The 18,146-nt window shown below is 71.8% G+C and carries 19 protein-coding genes and 1 tRNA gene; 5 read left to right on the top strand and 15 right to left on the bottom strand.

What is annotated here, in order from left to right; all coding sequences use genetic code 11:
- Positions 1-169: 169 nt before the first annotated feature.
- Positions 170-307: a hypothetical protein gene (locus ACFLFB_RS14155; RefSeq protein ID WP_392542822.1), complete on the bottom strand. Its 138-nt coding sequence runs from the start codon at positions 305-307 to the stop codon at positions 170-172.
- 150 nt (positions 308-457) lie between these two features.
- Between ACFLFB_RS14155 and ACFLFB_RS14160 the strand changes: the two genes are divergently transcribed.
- Positions 458-532: a 50S ribosomal protein bL37 gene (locus ACFLFB_RS14160; protein WP_009775747.1), complete on the top strand. Its 75-nt coding sequence runs from the start codon at positions 458-460 to the stop codon at positions 530-532.
- An 85-nt stretch (positions 533-617) separates the two neighbouring features.
- On the opposite strand, the gene rsrA is transcribed toward ACFLFB_RS14160, so the two are convergent.
- The 4 genes from rsrA to ACFLFB_RS14180 all read right to left on the bottom strand — a co-directional run bounded on the left by rsrA (position 618) and on the right by ACFLFB_RS14180 (position 3,084).
- Positions 618-887, bottom strand: a complete 270-nt coding sequence (gene rsrA, locus ACFLFB_RS14165) for a mycothiol system anti-sigma-R factor (protein ID WP_392542823.1) — start codon at positions 885-887, stop codon at positions 618-620.
- Positions 884-1,519, bottom strand: coding sequence for a sigma-70 family RNA polymerase sigma factor (locus ACFLFB_RS14170; protein ID WP_392542824.1), 636 nt, complete (start codon positions 1,517-1,519; stop codon positions 884-886). The genes rsrA and ACFLFB_RS14170 overlap by 4 nt, the downstream gene beginning before the upstream one ends.
- A gap of 111 nt (positions 1,520-1,630) precedes the next feature.
- Entirely contained in the window at positions 1,631-2,254 is a 624-nt protein-coding gene (locus tag ACFLFB_RS14175; protein WP_392542825.1) for an alpha/beta family hydrolase, read from the bottom strand.
- Complete coding sequence (locus tag ACFLFB_RS14180; RefSeq protein WP_392542826.1) at positions 2,251-3,084, bottom strand: SOS response-associated peptidase; 834 nt, start codon at positions 3,082-3,084, stop codon at positions 2,251-2,253. The genes ACFLFB_RS14175 and ACFLFB_RS14180 overlap by 4 nt, the downstream gene beginning before the upstream one ends.
- Positions 3,085-3,171: 87 nt before the next feature.
- Between ACFLFB_RS14180 and ACFLFB_RS14185 the strand changes: the two genes are divergently transcribed.
- Genes ACFLFB_RS14185 through rsgA form a run of 3 tightly spaced genes read left to right on the top strand, consistent with a single transcriptional unit; the run spans position 3,172 to position 6,018 of the window.
- Positions 3,172-3,714, top strand: a complete 543-nt coding sequence (locus tag ACFLFB_RS14185) for a DoxX family protein (protein WP_392542827.1) — start codon at positions 3,172-3,174, stop codon at positions 3,712-3,714.
- Positions 3,701-4,993 carry a 3-phosphoshikimate 1-carboxyvinyltransferase gene (aroA, locus tag ACFLFB_RS14190; protein ID WP_392542828.1) on the top strand — a complete coding sequence of 431 codons (1,293 nt, stop codon included), beginning with the start codon at positions 3,701-3,703 and terminating at the stop codon, positions 4,991-4,993. Before ACFLFB_RS14185 ends, aroA begins: the two co-directional genes overlap by 14 nt.
- Positions 4,993-6,018, top strand: coding sequence for a ribosome small subunit-dependent GTPase A (rsgA, locus tag ACFLFB_RS14195; protein WP_392542829.1), 1,026 nt, complete (start codon positions 4,993-4,995; stop codon positions 6,016-6,018). Before aroA ends, rsgA begins: the two co-directional genes overlap by 1 nt.
- Positions 6,019-6,083: 65 nt before the next feature.
- On the opposite strand, the gene ACFLFB_RS14200 is transcribed toward rsgA, so the two are convergent.
- The 5 genes from ACFLFB_RS14200 to ACFLFB_RS14220 form a co-directional block, all read right to left on the bottom strand.
- Entirely contained in the window at positions 6,084-7,289 is a 1,206-nt protein-coding gene (locus ACFLFB_RS14200; protein ID WP_392542830.1) for an ABC transporter ATP-binding protein, read from the bottom strand.
- The gene (locus ACFLFB_RS14205) at positions 7,282-8,319 is read right to left on the bottom strand and encodes an ABC transporter ATP-binding protein (RefSeq protein ID WP_392542831.1); all 1,038 of its coding nucleotides are present in this window, start codon (positions 8,317-8,319) and stop codon (positions 7,282-7,284) included. Before ACFLFB_RS14205 ends, ACFLFB_RS14200 begins: the two co-directional genes overlap by 8 nt.
- Before the next feature lie 8 nt (positions 8,320-8,327).
- Positions 8,328-9,257 (bottom strand): ABC transporter permease, encoded by a 930-nt coding sequence (locus ACFLFB_RS14210; protein ID WP_392542832.1) that lies wholly within the window; start codon positions 9,255-9,257, stop codon positions 8,328-8,330.
- Entirely contained in the window at positions 9,250-10,179 is a 930-nt protein-coding gene (locus tag ACFLFB_RS14215) for an ABC transporter permease (RefSeq protein WP_392542833.1), read from the bottom strand. Before ACFLFB_RS14215 ends, ACFLFB_RS14210 begins: the two co-directional genes overlap by 8 nt.
- A gap of 208 nt (positions 10,180-10,387) precedes the next feature.
- Complete coding sequence (locus tag ACFLFB_RS14220) at positions 10,388-12,046, bottom strand: ABC transporter substrate-binding protein (protein ID WP_392542834.1); 1,659 nt, start codon at positions 12,044-12,046, stop codon at positions 10,388-10,390.
- A gap of 259 nt (positions 12,047-12,305) precedes the next feature.
- Here ACFLFB_RS14220 and hisN point away from each other — a divergent pair, with 259 nt between their 5' ends.
- Positions 12,306-13,112 carry a histidinol-phosphatase gene (gene hisN, locus ACFLFB_RS14225; protein ID WP_392542835.1) on the top strand — a complete coding sequence of 269 codons (807 nt, stop codon included), beginning with the start codon at positions 12,306-12,308 and terminating at the stop codon, positions 13,110-13,112.
- On the opposite strand, the gene ACFLFB_RS14230 is transcribed toward hisN, so the two are convergent.
- The 5 genes from ACFLFB_RS14230 to ACFLFB_RS14250 form a co-directional block, all read right to left on the bottom strand.
- Positions 13,109-13,624 (bottom strand): methylated-DNA--[protein]-cysteine S-methyltransferase, encoded by a 516-nt coding sequence (locus ACFLFB_RS14230; RefSeq protein ID WP_392542836.1) that lies wholly within the window; start codon positions 13,622-13,624, stop codon positions 13,109-13,111. The two genes, hisN and ACFLFB_RS14230, sit on opposite strands and share 4 nt — an antisense overlap.
- Positions 13,614-14,972, bottom strand: coding sequence for a M16 family metallopeptidase (locus ACFLFB_RS14235; RefSeq protein WP_392542837.1), 1,359 nt, complete (start codon positions 14,970-14,972; stop codon positions 13,614-13,616). The genes ACFLFB_RS14230 and ACFLFB_RS14235 overlap by 11 nt, the downstream gene beginning before the upstream one ends.
- On the bottom strand, positions 14,969-16,267 hold the full coding sequence (locus ACFLFB_RS14240; RefSeq protein WP_392542838.1) for a M16 family metallopeptidase: 1,299 nt from the start codon (positions 16,265-16,267) through the stop codon (positions 14,969-14,971). Before ACFLFB_RS14240 ends, ACFLFB_RS14235 begins: the two co-directional genes overlap by 4 nt.
- 51 nt (positions 16,268-16,318) lie before the next feature.
- Entirely contained in the window at positions 16,319-17,725 is a 1,407-nt protein-coding gene (locus ACFLFB_RS14245) for an NAD(P)/FAD-dependent oxidoreductase (RefSeq protein WP_392542839.1), read from the bottom strand.
- Positions 17,726-17,974: 249 nt separating this feature from the next.
- Positions 17,975-18,048, bottom strand: a tRNA-Met gene (locus ACFLFB_RS14250).
- Between the last annotated feature and the right edge of the window lie 98 nt (positions 18,049-18,146).

An 18,146-nucleotide genomic window follows, 5' to 3' on the forward strand; every position in this document is an offset into this window, starting at 1 on the left:
AGAACAAGTCCTGACCTCGAGGCCACCACCGCTTCGAGGAGGACCGCGCCTACCGTGACGAGGCCGAGAAGGGGGACGAAGTGCCGAGGAGGAGTGGCCGAACGGCTGGGGGACAGCGTCTCGTGCTCACCCGTAACCTCAGACACGTCAGTTCGTCACCCAGCGTCGGTCAGGGGCGACCCGTCCACCCGTTCGTGGAGTAGGTGGTGGTCTCCCCACCCTTGGCGCCGGCAGCCTGGGCCGCAGGAGCGGCGATGGCGAGCACGGCGAAGGCGGCGACAGCGACGATGGCACGCATACGGTTCATTTCAGGGGTTTCCTCTCGGAGAAACTGGGGCCGGATCAGGGGTGAGGCCCTCGGTGCACCGAGTCTGACACGCACGGCGGTGTGCGACAATCGTTGTGACCGCGCGTAATGACCTGATCAGGTCCGTGACCCCCTGAAGGAAGGCTTCTGATGAGCAAGCGTGCTCGAAAGCGCCGCTCCCGCAAGGGCAACAAGGCCAACCACGGCCGCAAGCCCAACGCCTGAGCACTCGCTGAGACGTCGACACCCGGCGTGCCTTGCGGCACGCCGGGTGTTCGTGTGTCTGGAGGTGCTGGTGGGTCGTCGACCCTCAGGGCTCGCGCTCGACCCGCACGGTGGTGATCCGCTGGAGGATCTGGAGACGGACCGCGGCCGGTGCGGTGTCCTCGACGCAGGACCGTCGGACGGCGTCCTTGACGGCCCGGTCGAGGTCGTGCTCGGCGAGGCACGGCTGGCACTCCTGGAGGTGCGCCGCGACCCGACGGACGTCGGCGGGGCTCATCTCGCCGTCGAGGTACTCGTAGATCCGGTGCAGGACCTCCGAACAGTCGCCGTGGCCGGCGTGGCCGTCGTGGCTCATGACTCCTCCTCCGTGCCGAAGCCGCGCTCGCGGGCGTAGCCGCTGAGCAGGGCCCGCAGCTGGCGCCGACCGCGGTGCAGGCGCGACATCACGGTCCCGATGGGGGTGCCCATGATCTCGGCGATCTCCTTGTAGGCGAAGCCCTCGACGTCGGCGAGGTACACGGCCATCCGGAAGTCCTCGGGGAGCTCCTGGAGGGCGCGCTTGACCTCGGTGTCGGGGAGGTGCTCGAGCGCCGCGACCTCGGCCGACTTCAGCCCGACGGAGGTGTGGGACTCGGCCCGCGCGAGCTGGTAGTCCTCGACCTCGGCGGCGTCGGACTGCAGCGGCTCACGCTGCTTCTTGCGGTAGGTGTTGATGTAGGTGTTGGTGAGGATGCGGTACATCCACGCCTTGAGGTTCGTGCCCGGCTGGTACTGGTGGAACGCCGCGTACGCCTTGGCGTAGGTCTCCTGGAGCAGGTCCTCGGCATCGGCGGGGTTGCGGGTGGTCCGCATCGCGGCGGCGTAGAGCTGGTCGAGGAGCGGGAGGGCCTCACGCTCGAACCGGGCCTGACGCTGCGCCGTGGTCTCCGTGGCGACGTCGACCTCGACCTCCGGCGTGTCTTCGAGGGGCGTGGATGGAGTGGTCATCGCGTCCCAGCCTATCCGGGCCCGGCTGGGGGCGAACGCATCGAGGACGAGCACGGCAGCCTCTCGGGGTGGGGATGAGGGACAGGCGCGTCAACGCCGTGCCCGCACGGCTCATTCCCCGGAGGCGAGCCGCCCGAGCACCAGGGCGGCCACGCGCTCGGCGACGCGACCCAGCGAGTGCGGCCCCGGCACGACGTCGAGGGTCGCTCCCGGCGGGAGGACGGCCTCCACCTCGGCGGGGGTGCCGAACGGGTCCGTGGTGCCCTGCACGACGTGCACGGGGAGCCCGGCCGCCGAGGGCATCGCCAGCTCGGCGGCGCGCGAGGCCTCCGGCTTCCCCGGTAGGTGCAGCGGGAAGCTGAGGCAGACCACCGCGTCGGCACCCACCTCGGCGGCGGTGCGGCACGCCACCCGGGCCCCCGCGCTGCGGCCCCCGACGACGAGCCGCCCACCGGCGGAACGGGCCACGACGTCGGCCAGGACGGGCCGCCAGGCCACGTCGAGCACGGGAGGACGCGGACCGATCTTCTTCTCGGCCACCCGCCAGGGCTGGTCGACGAGGACGACCTGCCAGCCCGCCGCCACGGCCGCGTCACGGGTCGCGAGGACGTCGAGGGTCCACCGCAGCCCGCCGGCGCCGTGGCCGAGCACGAGGGTCCCGGTGGGCTCCCCCGCCGGGTCGGTGGTCGTCGTGCGGGCCGGCCCCTCGGGGGTGTCCACGAGGCGCACGGTCACGCGCCGAGCACCTCGCCCGTCATCGGGTCGACGACGCCCACGAGGTCCTCCGGTGGGACGGGGTCGAGCAGGTGCGGCCCGTTGGACCGGTTGCTGCTCACCGCGGTCGGGACGGGACGGGCCACGAAGCGTCCGGCCGGGTGCGGCTCGAGGAGGGGCAGGACGTCGGCGGCGCCGGTGCCCGGGTCGAGCCAGGTGTCCCACTCGTCGCGCTCGAGGACGAGGGGCTGGCGGTCGTGGATCCGGTCCAGGCCCGGCTCGGCCGGACCGGTGAGGACGGTGAAGGTGGTGAGCCACGCCATCGGGTCGTCGGGGTCGGCGACGGCGGCGTCGCGCCAGAACTCGTAGAGCCCGGCCATCGCGACGCTCGTGCCGTCGGCCCGCTCGGTGAAGAACGGCTGCTTGCGGGGCTTGCCCTTGGCGTCGAGCGCGGTGGGCGAGACCTGCCACTCGTACCAGCCCTGGGCCGGGACGAGGCAGCGTCGCGAGGCGAGAGCCCGGGCGAACGCCGGCTTGTCGGCCACCGACTCGACCCGGGCGTTGATCATCCGGGCGCCACCTCGTGGGTCCTTGGACCAGCTGGGCACGAGCCCCCACGTGAGCAGGCGCAGCTGGCGCCGCGGCTCGGCCTCGCGGTCGTCGCGCGGCGCCCGGACGAGGACGACCGGCGCCTGCTTCGTGGGGGCCACGTTGTGGTCCGGGCGGCCCGGGGGCGGCTCCTGCGGTTTGACCAGGACGCTGCGGCCGGGCTCCCCCGACCGGTCGTCGTCGACCTCGAACTCGAGCACGAGCTCGTCGGGGTTCGCCGTCGCGGCGTAGCGACCACACATGGTCCTCAGGCTACGCACCCCGGATCCAGCAACTACCGTAGGGAGACGAGTCCTGACCAGAGGAAACCAACCCGGAGGTCCTGCCCCATGACTGTGGTGCGACGTGTCGCCCGACCGATGCTCGCCGCGATGTTCGTCGTCGGCGGCCTCGACCAGCTCAAGCACCCCGGACGCAAGGCCGACACCGCGCGCCCGCTCGTGGAGAAGGTGGGGCCGCGGATCGGCCTCCCCGACGACACCGAGCTGCTCGTGCGGGCCAACGGCGTGGCGATGGTGGGGGCCGGCACGCTGCTCGCGCTCGGCCGCCTCCCCCGCCTGGCGTCGACCGTGCTGGCCGCCACCCTCGTGCCGACCACCCTTGCGGCACACGCGTACTGGGAGAAGCAGGACCCCGCGGAGCGGGAGAAGCAGAAGGTCCAGTTCCTCAAGAACCTCGGCCTGTTCGGCGGGCTGCTCCTCGCCGCCGTCGACACCGAGGGCAAGCCCGGGCTGGCCTACCGGGCCCGCCTGGCCGGCGAGAGCGCCCAGCGGGTCGCCCGCACCACCCGTCGCGAGGCGCGCCACGCCGCCCGCGCCGCCGGCCGCGAGGCCCGACTGAAGGCGGCCCGGGCGCACCATGCCGTCAGCTGACTGGGTGGCGCCGACCGCCCCCGGTCCGGTCGGCGCCCGTGTGGTCCTCCCCGGGAGCAAGTCGCTCACCAACCGCTACCTCGTCCTCGCGGCCCTCGCGTCCGACGTCTCGAGGCTGCGGGCCCCCCTCCGCTCCCGCGACACCCTCCTCATGGCGCAGGCGCTGCGCACCCTCGGCGCGCGGGTCGACGACGTCGACGACGGCGACTGGGTCGTCACCCCCGGGCCCGTCACCGGCGGCGGCGCGGTCGACTGCGGGCTCGCCGGCAACGTCATGCGCTTCGTCCCCGCGGTCGCCGGCCTGGCGTCCGGCCCGGTCCGCTTCGACGGCGACGAGCACGCCCGGCTGCGGCCGATGGCTCCCGTCCTCGGCGCGCTGCGCACCCTCGGCGTCGAGATCGACGACGAGGGCCGGGGCAGCCTCCCGTTCACCGTCCAGGGCCGCGGCGCGGTCCCCGGTGGGTCGGTGACGCTCGACGCGTCGGCCTCCTCCCAGTTCGTCTCCGGGCTGCTCCTCTCCGGCGCCCGCTTCGAGCAGGGCGTGACGGTGCACCACGACGGCAAGGCCGTGCCGAGCCTGCCGCACATCGAGATGACGGTCGAGACCCTGCGCGACGCGGGTGTCGTCGTCGACGACGGCGACGCCCACACCTGGCGGGTCGAGCCGAGCGAGATCAACGCCCTCGACGTGCAGGTCGAACCCGACCTGTCCAACGCGGCGCAGTTCCTCGCGGCGGCACTCGTCACCGGTGGCCGGGTGCACGTGCCGGGCTGGCCGCAGTACACGACCCAGGGCGGCGACTTCGTCCGCGAGGTCCTCGACATGATGGGCGCCGACGTCGTCCTCGACCGCGGCGGCCTCACGGTCAGCGGCGGCGACGGCATCTCGGGGGTCGACGTCGACCTCCACGACTCCAGCGAGCTCACGCCCGTGGTCGCGGCGCTGTGCGCAATTGCCGACTCCCCCAGCGTGATTCGCGGCGTGGCGCACATCCGTGGCCACGAGACCGACCGCCTCGCCGCGCTGCGCACGGAGCTCACCGGGCTCGGTGCCGTGGTCGACGAGACCGACGACGGGCTGCGCATCACCCCGCGCCCGCTGCACGGCGGACGGTTCCGCACGTACGCCGACCACCGCATGGTGATGGCGGCCGCCGTCCTCGGGCTCGCCGTCCCCGACATCGTCGTCGAGGACGTCGGCACGGTCGCGAAGACGATGCCGGCCTTCACCGAGCTCTGGGACGACATGCTCTCCCAGCGGGTCACGGCGGACGCCTGATGGTGCGGTCGTCCAGCGACTACGACGAGTCGGACGTCCGGATCCGCCCCAGCCGCAGGGGTTCTCGTCCGCGCAGCAAGGACCGGCCCGCGCACACCGACGCGGTCCCCGGTCGGGTCCTCGGCGTCGACCGCGGCCGCTACACCACCCTCGTCGAGGACGCCGACGGCAAGCGCATCGTCACGGCGATGCGCGCCCGCGAGCTCGGCCGCAAGGGCATCGTCGTCGGTGACGAGGTCCACCTCGTCGGCGACGCCACCGGTGTCGACGGCAGCCTCGCGCGGATCGTGCGAATCTCCCCTCGGGAGACCGTACTTCGACGTACGGCCGACGACACCGACCCGGTCGAGCGCATCCTCGTGGCCAACGCCGACCAGCTCGTCGTCGTCTCGGCCCTCGCCAACCCCGAGCCCCGCCCGCGCCTCATCGACCGCTGCCTCGTCGCCGCCTACGACGCCGGGATGGAGCCGCTGCTCGTCCTCACCAAGGCCGACCTGACCGACCCCACCCCCTTCCTCGAGCAGTACGCGCCGCTGTCGGTGCGACACATCGTCACGGCGCGGCACGACGGCACCACCGACGGTCTCGAGGCGCTGCGCACGGCGCTGGCCGGCCGGGTCAGCGTCCTCGTGGGCCACTCCGGCGTCGGCAAGAGCACCCTCGTCAACGCCCTCGTCCCCCTCGCGCTGCGCGCCACCGGCATCGTCAACGACGTCACCGGACGCGGTCGGCACACCTCCTCCTCCGCGGTCGCGCTGGCCCTGCCCGACGACGACGGCTGGGTCATCGACACCCCGGGCGTGCGCTCCTTCGGTCTGGCCCACGTCGACCTGACCCGCATCGTCCAGCACTTCGAGGACCTCGAGCCCGGCACCGAGCAGTGCCCCCGCGGGTGCACGCACGACGAGGAGGAGTGCGGCCTCGACGCCTGGGTCGAGAGCGGTGCGGCCGGACCCGCCGGTCCGGCACGCCTGGACTCGCTGCGGCGCCTGCTGCGGGCCCGCACGCCCGACAAGGACGACTGACCCCTCCCCCACGACGAGGGGGCCCCGGGATCGCTCCCGGGGCCCCTCGTGTCGTGCGGTGCGCGTCAGGCGCTCGGCGGCCGGTGGTCGTCCGGCTGCTCGTCGACCATCCGTGTGGCGTCCTGCGGGGCGACGTCCTCGTCGGCCCGCAGCAGGTCGGCCTTCTCGGCGTCGACACCGGACGGGCCGGGGCCCGTCACCGCGTCGAGGTCGACGACGTCGGTCGTGGTGAAGCGCTCGTCGGGCACCTCGTCGGAGACGTCGACCGTCTCGACGATGACCCGCGCCTCGGCGAAGTGGCATGCCGACAGGTGCTCGCCGCGGCCGTCGGGCCGCAGCACGAGCTCGGGCTCGTCGACGCTGCACACGTCCTGCGCCTTCCAGCACCGGGTGTGGAACCGGCACCCCGACGGCGGCTTCGCCGGCGAGGGCACGTCGCCCACGAGCACGATCTGCTCGCGCTTGCCGCGCAGCGTCGGGTCGGGCACGGGCACGGCCGAGAGCAGGGCCTGGGTGTACGGGTGCGTGGGACGCGAGTACACCTCGTCCTCCTCGCCGAGCTCGGCCATCCGCCCGAGGTACATGACCCCGACGCGGTCCGAGATGTGCCGCACGACCGAGAGGTCGTGCGCGATGAAGACGTAGGCGAGACCGAGCTCGTCCTGCAGCTTCTCCATGAGGTTGACGACCTGCGCCTGCACCGACACGTCGAGCGCCGACACCGGCTCGTCGCACACGAGCACCTTGGGGTTGAGCGCGATGCCGCGCGCGATGCCGATGCGCTGCCGCTGACCGCCAGAGAACTGGTGGGGGTAGCGGTTGATGTGCTCGGGGTTCAGGCCCACGAGGTCGAGGAGCTCCTGGACCCGCGCACGACGCCCGCCCTTGGGCACGACGTCGGGGTGGATCTCGAACGGCTCGCCCACGATGTCGCCGACCGTCATCCTCGGGTTCAGCGAGGTGTACGGGTCCTGGAAGACGATCTGGATGTCGCGGCGCAGCTGGCGCAGCGTGCGACCCGAGGCGGTGCTCCAGTCCTCGCCACCGAAGGTGACCGTGCCGGAGGTGGGGTTCTCCAGGCGCATGAGGAGGCGGCCGAGCGTGGACTTGCCACACCCGGACTCACCGACGATGCCGAGCGTCTCGCCCTTGTGCAGGTCGAAGCTGACGCCGTCGACGGCCTTGACGTGACCCGTGGTGCGACGCAGGACCCCGGTCTTGATGGGGTAGTGCTTGACCAGGTTCTGGGCACTGAGGATGACCTCAGGCATCGATGACCTCCTCGGCGAAGTGGCAGGCCGAGAAGCGACCCGGGACGACCTCACGCAGCTCGGGCCGGTCGGTGCGGCACAGGTCCTGCGCCATCCGGCAACGGGGGTTGAACGGGCAGCCCGGCGGGATCCGCAGGAGGTTGGGCGGGAGCCCACCGATGGCTGCCAGCGTCTGGCCCTTCTGGTCCAGGCGCGGGATCGACTCGAGCAGCCCGCGGGTGTACGGGTGTGCCGGTGAGCCGTAGAGCTCGTGGACGTCGGCGGTCTCGACGAGCCGGCCCGCGTACATCACGGCGATCCGGTCGGCGACGTCGGCGACGACACCGAGGTCGTGCGTGATGAGGATGAGCCCCATCTGGCGCTCCTCCTGCAGCTCCTCGAGCAGGGCCATGATCTGGGCCTGCACGGTGACGTCGAGCGCGGTGGTCGGCTCGTCGGCGATGAGGACCGCCGGGTCGAGCGCGATGGCCATCGCGATCATGATGCGCTGGCGCATGCCGCCGGAGAACTGGTGCGGGTAGGACTTCACCCGCTGCCGGGCCGCCGGGATCTGGACGCGCTCCATGAGGCGCACGGCCTGCTCGAGGGCGTCGCTCTTGTTGACGCCCCGGTGGGTCCGGAACATCTCGGCGATCTGCCACCCCACCGGGAAGACGGGGTTCAGCGAGGAGAGCGCGTCCTGGAAGATCATCGAGATCTCCGGTCCGCGGGTCAGCCGCCGCTGCTCGGCGGGCATCGAGAGCAGGTCCTGGCCGCAGTAGCGGACGTGACCCTTCGGGATGACCGCCGGCGGCATGTCGAGGATGCCCATGATCGCCTGCGCGGTCACGGACTTGCCCGAGCCGGACTCGCCGAGGATGGCCAGGGACTCGCCCTGGCGCAGCTCGAAGGAGACGCCGTTGATGGCGGTGGCCACGCCGTCGGGGGTGTGGAACTCGACGAACAGGTCGTCGACCTCCAGCAGCACCCCGTCCTGCGGCGTGTAGGCGGAGCCCGAGCCCGAGGGCCGGGTCGTGGTGTCGGTGCTCATGGGTTCCCTCAGCGGTTCTTCGGGTCGAGGGCGTCGCGGACGACGTCGCCGAGCAGGATGAAGGCCAGGACAGCCAGGGACAGGAACAGGCTCGGGAAGAAGAGCATGTGCGGCGTCGTGCGCAGGCCGATGATCGCGGCGCTGATGTCGATGCCCCACGAGATGGCCGGGGCCTGGAGCCCGATCCCGAGGTAGGACAGGGTCGCCTCGACCGCGATGTACGCGCCGAGGTTGATCGTCGCGACGACGATGACCGGCGCCACGGCGTTGGGGAGCACGTGCGAGCGCACGATGCGCCACGGGCTGGCCCCGAGGGCGCGTGCCGCCTGGACGTAGTCGTTCGGCTTGACCTGGATGACGCTGGAGCGCATGAGGCGCGCCATGCTCGGCCAGCCGAGGATGACGAGCGCCACGACGACCTTGAGGACGACCAACAGGTAGTTGTTGTTGAAGAAGTCCGGCAGCGAGACCAGGAAGATGATCGCGCCGAGGAGCAGCGGGATCGCGAAGAAGATGTCACCGATGCGCGACATCAGGGCGTCGGCCCAGCCACCGAGGTAGCCGGACAGGACCCCGATGATCCCACCGAGGAGCACCGTGCCGATCGTCGTGAACAGGCCGACGAGGATCGACGCGCGGGCACCGTAGATGCACCGGGCGTAGATGTCGTAGCCCTGGATGTCGCGACCGAACAGGGTGCCGTCGCCGGGGCGCGAGCGTGACTGCGCGAGGACCGCCTCGCGGGGGTCGGTGCTCGTGAACAGGCTGGGCCAGGCCGCCATGAGGACGAACACGACGATCATCGCCGCGGAGATCCAGAACATGGGGTTCTTGCGCATGGCGCGCCAGGCGTCGGAGCCGAGGGAGCGCTCCTCGCCGGCGTCGCCGCCGTCGCGGGGCTCGGCGGCCTTCACTTCGGCGATGGCGGCTTCAGTCATGGCTGATCCTCGGGTCCAGCAGCCCGTAGAGCAGGTCCACGAGCAGGTTGACGAACAGGTACACGATGACGAGGACCGTCACCGCACCGACGACGCTCGCGCCGTCACGGGAGCGGATCGACCGGAAGATGTAGCCGCCGATCCCCGGGATGTTGAAGATGCTCTCGGTGACGATCGCGCCACTGAGCAGGGCGCCGACGTCGAAGCCGATGTAGGTGACGACCGGGATGAGCGAGTTGCGCAGGGCGTGGATGCCGACCGCGCGTCGCTTCGTCAGGCCCTTGGCCACCGCGGTGCGCACGTAGTCGGCCCGCAGGTTCTCCACGAGGTTGGTGCGGGTCAGCCGGGTCACGTAGGCGACCGACAGCGACCCCAGCACGATGGCGGGGAGCATCAGCTCGTAGACCGACGGGTTCGACGACGTCACCGTGACCGGGAACAGCCCCGCCTTGACCCCGAGGAAGTACTGCCCGAGGCCGGCGATGACGAACACCGGGATCGAGATGAGGACCAGGGTGGAGACGAGGACGAGGTTGTCGAGGAACCCGTTCTTGCGGATCCCTGTCAGCACTCCCGCGGTGACGCCCAGGACCGCCTCGAACGCCAGGGCGAGCAGCGCCAGCTTGGCGGTCACGGGGTAGCGCAGCTTGAGCTGGTCGGCGACGGAGATGCCGTTGAAGGTCTCCCCCAGGTCGCCCTGCACGAGGTTGCCCACGTACTTGCCGTACTGGATGAGCATGGGGTCGTTGAGGTTGTACTTCTCGCGGAAGGCTTGTGCGTAGGCCGGCGGGCACGGGCGCTCGCCGCACTTGCCTGCCAGCGGGTCGCCCGGCAGGGCGAAGACCATGGTGAAGATGAGGAACGTCGCTCCCAGGATCACCGGGATCATCTGCAGGAGCCGTCGGATGATGTATGTACCCACGTCACCTCCTTGGCGTCTCAGGCCGTCGTCAGGGTGTGGACGGCATCGTCGGGTGTACGGGAAATGAACCTAGACCATGAGCATGTGGACCCGGCACCCGCGCGCCCCCGTGGTGCGCGCGAACGGGTCCTGACACGGCCGTCGGCCTGCCAGCAGGAGCTGGCAGGCCGACGACGTGTGTGAAACGTGAACCTGCGGTTCAGTCAGCTCACTTCAGCGAGATCGACGCGAGGTCGATGGTGCCGAAGGCGGTGATCTTCACACCGGTGACCTTGTCCGACCAGCCCATGGTGGTCTTGCCGTACCACAGCGGGATCGCCGGCATGTCCTGCGCGAGCAGGGCCTCGGCCTCCTGGTACTTGGCGTTCGACGCGGCCGGGTCGGTCGCGGCGGCACCCTCGACGAGCAGCTTGTCGAAAGCCGGGTTCGAGTAGTCCATGTAGTTGCTGTCGGCGCCGGTGGCGAAGACGGGGGCGAGGAAGTTCTCGATCGCCGGGTAGTCCATCTGCCAGCCGAGGCGGAACAGACCCTTCATCTTCCGGTCCTCGAGCTGCTTGAGGTAGGTCGAGAAGTCGACGACGCCGGTGGCGACGCACTCGATGCCCAGGGCCTGCTTGATGCTGTTGCAGGTCGCCTCGGTCCACTCCTTGTGAGCGGCGTCGGCGTTGTAGGACAGCGTGAGCTTCTCACCCTTGTAGCCGCCGGCCTCCGCGAGGAGGGCCTTGGCCTTGGCCGGGTCGTACTTGCAGAACTCACCGCACTGCTCGGCCTTGTAGCCGTCGACGACCGGGGACACCCAGCCGGTGGCCGGCACGCGGGTGTTGTTGAAGATCTGCTTGATGATCGTCGGGCGGTCGATCGCCATGGAGATCGCCTGGCGGATCTTCGGGTCGGCGACGTTCGGGTCGACCTTGGTCGGGGAGAACTCGGCGTACTGGATGACACCGGTCTCCTTCTGCGCGTTGCGCTCCGGGAGGTCCGACTTGTACTTGTCGTCGATGAGCGCGCTCGCCGGGATCTCGTCGGTCACGTCGAGGTTGTTGGCGAGGACGTCGTTGTAGGCGGCGTCGGCGTCGGCGTAGATCTTGAAGGTGACCTTGTCGACCTTGGCCTTGAACTCACCGCTGTAGTCGGCGAACTTCGACAGGACGATGGACTGCTCCTTCGTCCACGAGTCCAGCTTGAACGGGCCGGTGCCGATCGGCTTGTCGCCGAAGGCCTTCGGGTCCGTGAAGAAGACGTCGGGGAGCGGCGCGAAGGCGGTGTAGCCCAGGCGGACCGGGAGGTTCGAGACCTTCTCGGTGGTCTTGATGGTGAAGGTGTAGTCGTCGGTGACGGCCAGACCGGTCAGCTTGTCGGCCTTGGCCTTGCCCGCGCCGGCGCAGGGGTCCTCGCCGTCACCGGTGCACTGGAGGTCGCCGTAACCCTCGATCGGGGTCATGAAGTAGCCACCGCCCTGGGCGTTCGGGGCGTAGGCGGCGTAGTTCCAGGCGTCGACGAAGTTCTTGGCCTTGACCTCGGTCCCGTCGTGGAACTTGTAGCCCTTCTTGATCTTGATCGTGAAGTTCTGGTTGTCCGTGGTCTCGATCGACTCGGCGATGTCGTTCGCCGGCTTGGCCGTCTCGGGGTCGTAGTGGACGAGCTTGGCGAACACGGCGTCGAGGACGTTGCCGCCACAGGTCTCGGACGTGTTGCTGGGCACCAGCGGGTTCTGCGGGTTGCACCCGCGAATGGTGATCTCGCCGCCCGTCTTGCTGCCAGCCGTGGTCTCGGTGTCGCTGCCGCTTCCGCTGTTGCCGCAACCGGCGGCCAGCAGTGCAACGGCGGACAGGGCCGCAACCGCGACCGTGCGAGTGGTTCCTCGCATGGATGTCCTCCTACGTGATGTGGTGGGTCGCCCGTTGGTCGGGTGAACCGTTTCCTGGGCCGCTCCCGATCGGGTGTGGCCCCTGTGCAGCGCCTCCGGGCGTGCCGCGGTCCATCAAAGACCACCGATAGGCCGTTTGGAAGGTTCCGTGCGCGCCGAGACACGATTGTGACCCAAGGGTGCGCGATCGTGACCGAAGCGCGATCCAGCGGCCCGCGCCGCCGGAGGATTTCCTGTCCGAGCGGCTACGGTGAGGCCCGTGCCCGGCTACGACGACGACCTGCGCCTCGCCCACGTCCTCGCTGACGCGGTCGAGCGCCTGACCACCGCGCGGTTCCGGGCCGAGGACCTCCACGTCGAGGCCAAGCCCGACCTCACCCTCGTCAGCGACGCCGACCGCGACGCCGAGGAGCTGATCCGCAGCCAGCTCAAGCGCACCCGCCCGCGCGACGCCGTCATCGGCGAGGAGTTCCCCACCACGGGGTCCTCACCGCGCCAGTGGGTCGTCGACCCGATCGACGGCACCCACAACTTCGTCCGCGGGGTCCCGGTGTGGGGCACCCTCATCGCGCTCGTCGACGACGGTCGGCCGGTGCTCGGCCTCGTGGCCGCCCCCGCGCTGGGCCGCCGCTGGTGGGCCACCCTGGGCTCGGGCGCGTGGGCCGGCCGCAGCCTCACGTCGGCCAAGCAGATCCACGTCTCCGGCGTCACCCGCATCGAGGACGCCTCGATCTCCGCCTCGAGCTGGACCTCCTGGGACGCCGTGGGCCGCGAGCGCGAGGCGCTCGACCTCGCCCGGTCCTGCTGGCGCGAGCGGGCGTTCGGCGACTTCTGGTCCTACATGCTGCTCGCCGAGGGCGCGGTCGACATCGCCGCCGAGCCCGAGCTGGCGCTGCACGACATGGCGGCCCTCGTGCCCATCGTCACCGAGGCGGGCGGCCGCTTCACCTCGCTCGACGGGGTCGACGGCCCGTACGGCGGCAACGCGGTGGCGACCAACGGCCACCTCCACGACGAGGTGCTGGCCCGGCTCACGCCCGGGCGCGGCGAGGTCGACGGCCTCTAGAAGAGGGCGTCCTGGTCGGCCTCGGTCGCCACGCCCTCCAGGTGCAGCAGCTGCGCCTTGCGCTCGAGCCCGCCCGCGTACCCGGTGAGGGTCCCGTCGGCGCCGACGACGCGGTGGCAGGGCAGGACGACCGGGATGGGGTTGGCGCCGTTGGCGGACCCGACGGCCCGCGACGCCCCGGGCGGGAGCCCGAGCTCGGCGGCGATGGCGCCGTACGTGGTGATGGTCCCCCACGGGATCTCCGCGAGGACGTCCCACACCCGGCGCTGGAAGTCGGTGCCCGCGGGTCGCAGCGGCAGGTCGAACACCCGCAGCCGGCCGGCGAAGTAGGCGGCGAGCTGCGCGTGGGCCTCCGTGAGCACCGCCGACCCGCCGCGCTCGTGCTCGGGTGACCCGTCGGCGGAGGCGTCGAACCGGATGGCGACGAGCGCCCCGCCCCGTTCGACGAGCTCGAGGCGGCCGATCGGCGAGGTCGTGACGACCGAGCGCGAGGGCTGGGGGTCAGACGGCAACGGTGGTCACCGGGAGCTCCACCCGTCCCTCGAGCGCCGGCACCACGGTCGCGGCGTCGCCGACGAGCACGACGGTCCAGCCCTGGGTCGCGACCCGGCCGTAGGCGGCGTCGAGGTCGTCGCGGGTGAGGACGGCGACGTCGCGCAGGGTGGCCGTGGTGAAGTCGAGCGGGAGACCCTCGAGGGCGAGGGCCGCGGTCTCGTCGGCCACGGCGTCGGCGGTGGCGTACCGGCCGGGGGCCGTCTTCGCGACGTAGTCGACCCCGCTGCGCACCTCGGCCTCGGTGAAGCCGTCGCGCGCGCCGTCGAGGATCCCGAGGAGGATCTCCACGGCCTCACCGGTGACCTCCGAGCGCACCGAGCCGGAGGTGACGAACGAGCCGCCCGCGACCCGCGGCCGGAACGCCGAGCGGACGCCGTAGGTGTAGCCCTTCTCCTCGCGCAGCACGGCGTCGAGGCGGGCGCCGGGCGAGCCGCCGAGCACGAAGGACACCACGGGGTGCGGGGCCCAGCCGTGCGGGGTCGAGCGGTCGGGGCCGGGTGCCCCGACGATGATCTCGGTCTGCACCGACCCGGGCCGGTCGACGACGACGATGCGTGTGCGGTCGGGGGCCGGCACGGGTGCCGTGGGCCGCGGCACGGGCGTGTGGCCGGGCGCGCGCCAGGTCCCGAGGGTGGCGTCGAGCACGCCGCGGACGTCGACGTCAGTGAGGTCGCCGGCCAGGACGACCGTGGCGCCCTGCGGGCCGACGGCGCGGGCGTGGAACGCGACGACGTCCTCGCGGGTGAGGGACCCGATCGTCTCGGGGGTGCCCCCGGTGGGGGTGGCGGCCCGCTCCCCCGGCGCCCAGAGGGTTCGAGTGAGCTCCTTGGCCGCGCGGTGCCCCGCGGACGCCCGCTCCTGCTCGATCTCGGCGAGCCGGATGCGCAGGATGCGGCGCACCTCGGCCTCCGGGAACACCGGGTCGGCGAGGGCGTCGGTGACGACGGACGCCGCCGTGGCGAGGTGGCGCTGGGGCACGTCGACGTCGACGAGGACGCCGCCGTCGGACACCCCTGCCCCGAGGGCCATGCCGTGGCGCTCCATCAGCTCGGCGAACTCCTCGGCCGAGTACCGCGAGGTGCCCTCGTCGAGGAGGCGGGCCGTCATCGACGCCACGCCCTCCTGGCCGGCCGGCTCGGACGACAGGGACGTGGGCACGACGACGCGCAGGGACAGGACGTACTGGCCGGGCAGGTCGTGGGCGAGGACGCGCACGCCGTTGTCGAGCAGGTGCTCGGTGGCCTCCGGGAACGCCCAGGGCCCCTGGGCGACGACGTCGGGACGCGGCACGGTGGGGGTGCTCATGCCACGGCCTCCTCGTCGGCGGTCGCGTCGTCCTCGACGAGGTACGCGACGACCGCCCGGCTCTCCGGCTGCAGCCAGCGGCGGGCCGCGGCCACGACGTCGTCGCGGGTGAGCGCGGTGAGCCGGTCGAGGTGGGTGTTGACGACCTCGGGGTCGTCGTGGAGCAGGTGGTGGTGGCTGATGACGTCGGCCCGCTCCTCCTGGCTGGCCAGCGCCGAGAGCCACGAGCGCTCGGACTGCGCGAGCGACGCCTCGAGCTCGGCGTCGGTGGGACCGCCATCGAGGAAGGAGGCGAGCTCCTCGAGGAAGGCGTCCTCGACCGCCGCGGCGTCGACCCCGGGGGCGACGTCGAGGACCACGAAGCCGAGCGAGCTGCCGTCGACGAAGCCCCATGCCGTGGCGTGCGCCCCGAGCGCGGACTGCTCGCGGCGCACGAGACGGCGCACGAGGCGCGAGGTGGACAGCCCCCCGACGCAGTCGAGGGCGACCGCGGCCGCGAGGAACTCGTCGGTGCCGTCGACGGGGAGGCGGAACGCGACGTGCAGGCGGTCGTTGGGGACCGCGGAGACGCGGTCGAGCCGCAGCGGAGCGGCGAGCGGCTCGAGCTGGGGGTGGTTGGGCCGCGGCGGCGCGGCGCTCGCCGGCAGGGGGCCGAAGTACCGCTCGGCGAGGGCGAACCCGCGCTCGGGCGTGATGTCACCGCACAGGGTGAGGACGGTGTTGTCCGGGCCGTAGAAACGGCGGAAGAACGCGTGGACGTCCTCGAGGCTCGCGGCGTCGAGGTCCTCCATCGACCCGATCGTCGGGTGGTGGTACGGGTGCCCCTCGGGGAAGAGGGTGGCGTAGACGTCGATGAGCGCGTTGCCGTAGGGCTGGTTGTCGTACCGCTGGCGCTTCTCCTCCTTGACGACGTCGCGCTGGTTGTCGAGGTTCTCCTGCGTCACGGCGTCGAGGAGGTGGCCGTGCCGGTCGGCCTCGAGCCACAGGGCGAGCTCGACGGTGCCGGTGGGCACGGTCTCGAAGTAGTTGGTGCGGTCGAACCACGTCGTGGCGTTGAGCCGGGCGCCCTGCTCCATCAGCGCCTCGAAGTGCTCGCCGCTGCGCACGTGGCGCGAGCCCTGGAACATCAGGTGCTCGAAGAGGTGGGCGAACCCCGTGCGACCGGCGCTCTCGTGCCGCGACCCCACCCCGACCCAGAGGTTCACCGTGACGTTCGGGACCGTGTGGTCGGGGCTGACGACGACGCGCAGCCCGTTGGGCAGCGTGTGTCGGTGGATGGGGTAGTCCAGCGGCATGGCGGTCACCCTACGTCGGCGCACCGTCGGCCGACAGGAGGTTCCGCGGCGTCAGGCCCCGCGGTGACGGCCCTCGAGCTCGGCGACGCCGCTCACCTCGTGGTCGGCGGGGTCGCTCGGGATGGAGGGGACCTCGCGCTGCGGCAGGGCGTCCATGGCCCGGCGGCCGAAGACCTGCTGCTCGGTGGCGACGCGCTCGGCGCGGCCGCGGCCGAGGAAGCTGACGGCCCAGTGGAGCAGGGTGGTGACGCGGTGCTTGAACCCGATGATGTAGACGAGGTGGATCGCCAGCCACAGCACCCAGGCGAAGAACCCGGCGAACCGCAGCCGCCCGATGGAGGCGACGGCGCTGAAGCGCGAGATCGTCGCCATCGAGCCCTTGTCGAAGTAGCGGAAGGCCTCCTCGGTCGGCGTGCCGTCGAGGCGGCGGCCGATCTGCTTGGCGGAGAACCGTGCTCCCTGGATGGCGACCTGCGCGACACCGGGGAGGCCGTCGAGCGACATCATGTCGCCGACGACGTGGACCTCGGGGTGGCCGGGCAGGGTGAGGTCGGGCAGGACGAGGACGCGGCCGGCGCGGTCGACCTCGGCGCCCGACTGCTCGGCGAGCTGGCGGGCCAGCGGGCTGGCCTGCACGCCTGCGGCCCACACCTTGGTCAGGGCCTCGATGCGGGTGGAGGACCCGTCCGGCTCCTTGACGACGATGCCGCTGGAGTCGACGTCGGTGACCATCGTGCCCAGGCGGACGTCGACGCCCATGTCGGTGAGCCGGCGCTTGGCGGCGCCGCCGAGGCGGTCACCGAAGGAGGGCAGGACCTGGTCGACCGCGTCGACGAGGATGATGCGCGCCTTGGTGGGGTCGATGCGGCGGAAGTCGTTCTTGAGGGTGCGGTTGGCGAGCTCGGCGATCTGCCCCGCCATCTCCACCCCGGTGGGCCCGGCGCCGACGACGACGAAGGTCAGCGCGCGCTCGGCCTCGACCGGCGTGCGGGCCAGCTCGGCCAGCTCGAAGGCGCCGAAGATGCGGCCGCGCAGCTCGAGCGCGTCGTCGATCGACTTCATCCCCGGGGCGTGCCGGGCGAAGCCGTCGTTGCCGAACCACGACTGGCCGGCGCCGGCGGCGACGAGCAGCTCGTCGTAGGAGGTGACCGTCTCGCGGCCCAGGACCTCGGAGGTGACCGTGCGGCTCTCGAGGTCGACGTGGGTCACGGTGCCGAGGACGACGCGGGCGTTCTTCTGCCGGGCCAGCACCTCGCGGGTGCTCGGGGCGATCTCGCCCTCGGAGAGGATCCCGGTCGCGACCTGGTAGAGCAGGGGCTGGAACAGGTGGTGGGTCGTCTTCGCGATCAGGGTGATCTCGACGTCCTTGCGCCGGCGCAGGGCCTGGGTGCCGAACAGACCACCGAACCCTGAGCCGATGACGACGACGCGGTGCGGGCTGCTGGGGTGGGTGCTCACATAGGGGTGAACGTGCGTGAACGGGCCGGTATGCCGGTTCTCGGGCGACGTGGTGGGGGTCACGGCGGGGTGCGCTCCTCGAGGGGGGCGCGGGCCGCTGTCGGGCCCGCGGACGGGAGGGAGCGGCGGTGACCCCGGTGGACCTCCCCATCGTCCCAGCCGGGTCGGCGCGACCGCAGGCGCGCCCGCATGGCGGAAGGCGAAGGGCCCGGAACCGTGTGACGGTTCCGGGCCCTTCGTGATCCTGAGTAGCGGGGGCAGGATTTGAACCTGCGACCTCCGGGTTATGAGCCCGGCGAGCTACCGAGCTGCTCCACCCCGCGTCGAGGGAAAGTGGCTCCTGCGAGCCGCTCTCGGTAGACCCGACCTTACGCGACACCGCCGCCCCCGGCCAAATCGGGCAGGGGCGGCGGTGGGGGTG

Origin of the sequence: Oryzobacter telluris (genome assembly GCF_043099285.1) — a bacterium.
GTDB lineage: Bacteria > Actinomycetota > Actinomycetes > Actinomycetales > Dermatophilaceae > Oryzobacter > Oryzobacter telluris.

What these genes read in the sequence shown, in the direction of transcription:
- ACFLFB_RS14155 (WP_392542822.1), bottom strand. Translation starts at nt 307, where the DNA reads ATGAACCGTATGCGTGCCATCGTCGCTGTCGCCGCCTTCGCCGTGCTC.
- rsrA (WP_392542823.1), bottom strand. Translation starts at nt 887, where the DNA reads ATGAGCCACGACGGCCACGCCGGCCACGGCGACTGTTCGGAGGTCCTG.
- ACFLFB_RS14170 (WP_392542824.1), bottom strand. Translation starts at nt 1,519, where the DNA reads ATGACCACTCCATCCACGCCCCTCGAAGACACGCCGGAGGTCGAGGTC.
- ACFLFB_RS14180 (WP_392542826.1), bottom strand. Translation starts at nt 3,084, where the DNA reads ATGTGTGGTCGCTACGCCGCGACGGCGAACCCCGACGAGCTCGTGCTC.
- ACFLFB_RS14185 (WP_392542827.1), top strand. Translation starts at nt 3,172, where the DNA reads ATGACTGTGGTGCGACGTGTCGCCCGACCGATGCTCGCCGCGATGTTC.
- aroA (WP_392542828.1), top strand. Translation starts at nt 3,701, where the DNA reads ATGCCGTCAGCTGACTGGGTGGCGCCGACCGCCCCCGGTCCGGTCGGC.
- rsgA (WP_392542829.1), top strand. Translation starts at nt 4,993, where the DNA reads ATGGTGCGGTCGTCCAGCGACTACGACGAGTCGGACGTCCGGATCCGC.
- ACFLFB_RS14200 (WP_392542830.1), bottom strand. Translation starts at nt 7,289, where the DNA reads ATGCCTGAGGTCATCCTCAGTGCCCAGAACCTGGTCAAGCACTACCCC.
- ACFLFB_RS14205 (WP_392542831.1), bottom strand. Translation starts at nt 8,319, where the DNA reads ATGAGCACCGACACCACGACCCGGCCCTCGGGCTCGGGCTCCGCCTAC.
- ACFLFB_RS14210 (WP_392542832.1), bottom strand. Translation starts at nt 9,257, where the DNA reads ATGACTGAAGCCGCCATCGCCGAAGTGAAGGCCGCCGAGCCCCGCGAC.
- ACFLFB_RS14220 (WP_392542834.1), bottom strand. Translation starts at nt 12,046, where the DNA reads ATGCGAGGAACCACTCGCACGGTCGCGGTTGCGGCCCTGTCCGCCGTT.
- ACFLFB_RS14235 (WP_392542837.1), bottom strand. Translation starts at nt 14,972, where the DNA reads ATGAGCACCCCCACCGTGCCGCGTCCCGACGTCGTCGCCCAGGGGCCC.
- ACFLFB_RS14240 (WP_392542838.1), bottom strand. Translation starts at nt 16,267, where the DNA reads ATGCCGCTGGACTACCCCATCCACCGACACACGCTGCCCAACGGGCTG.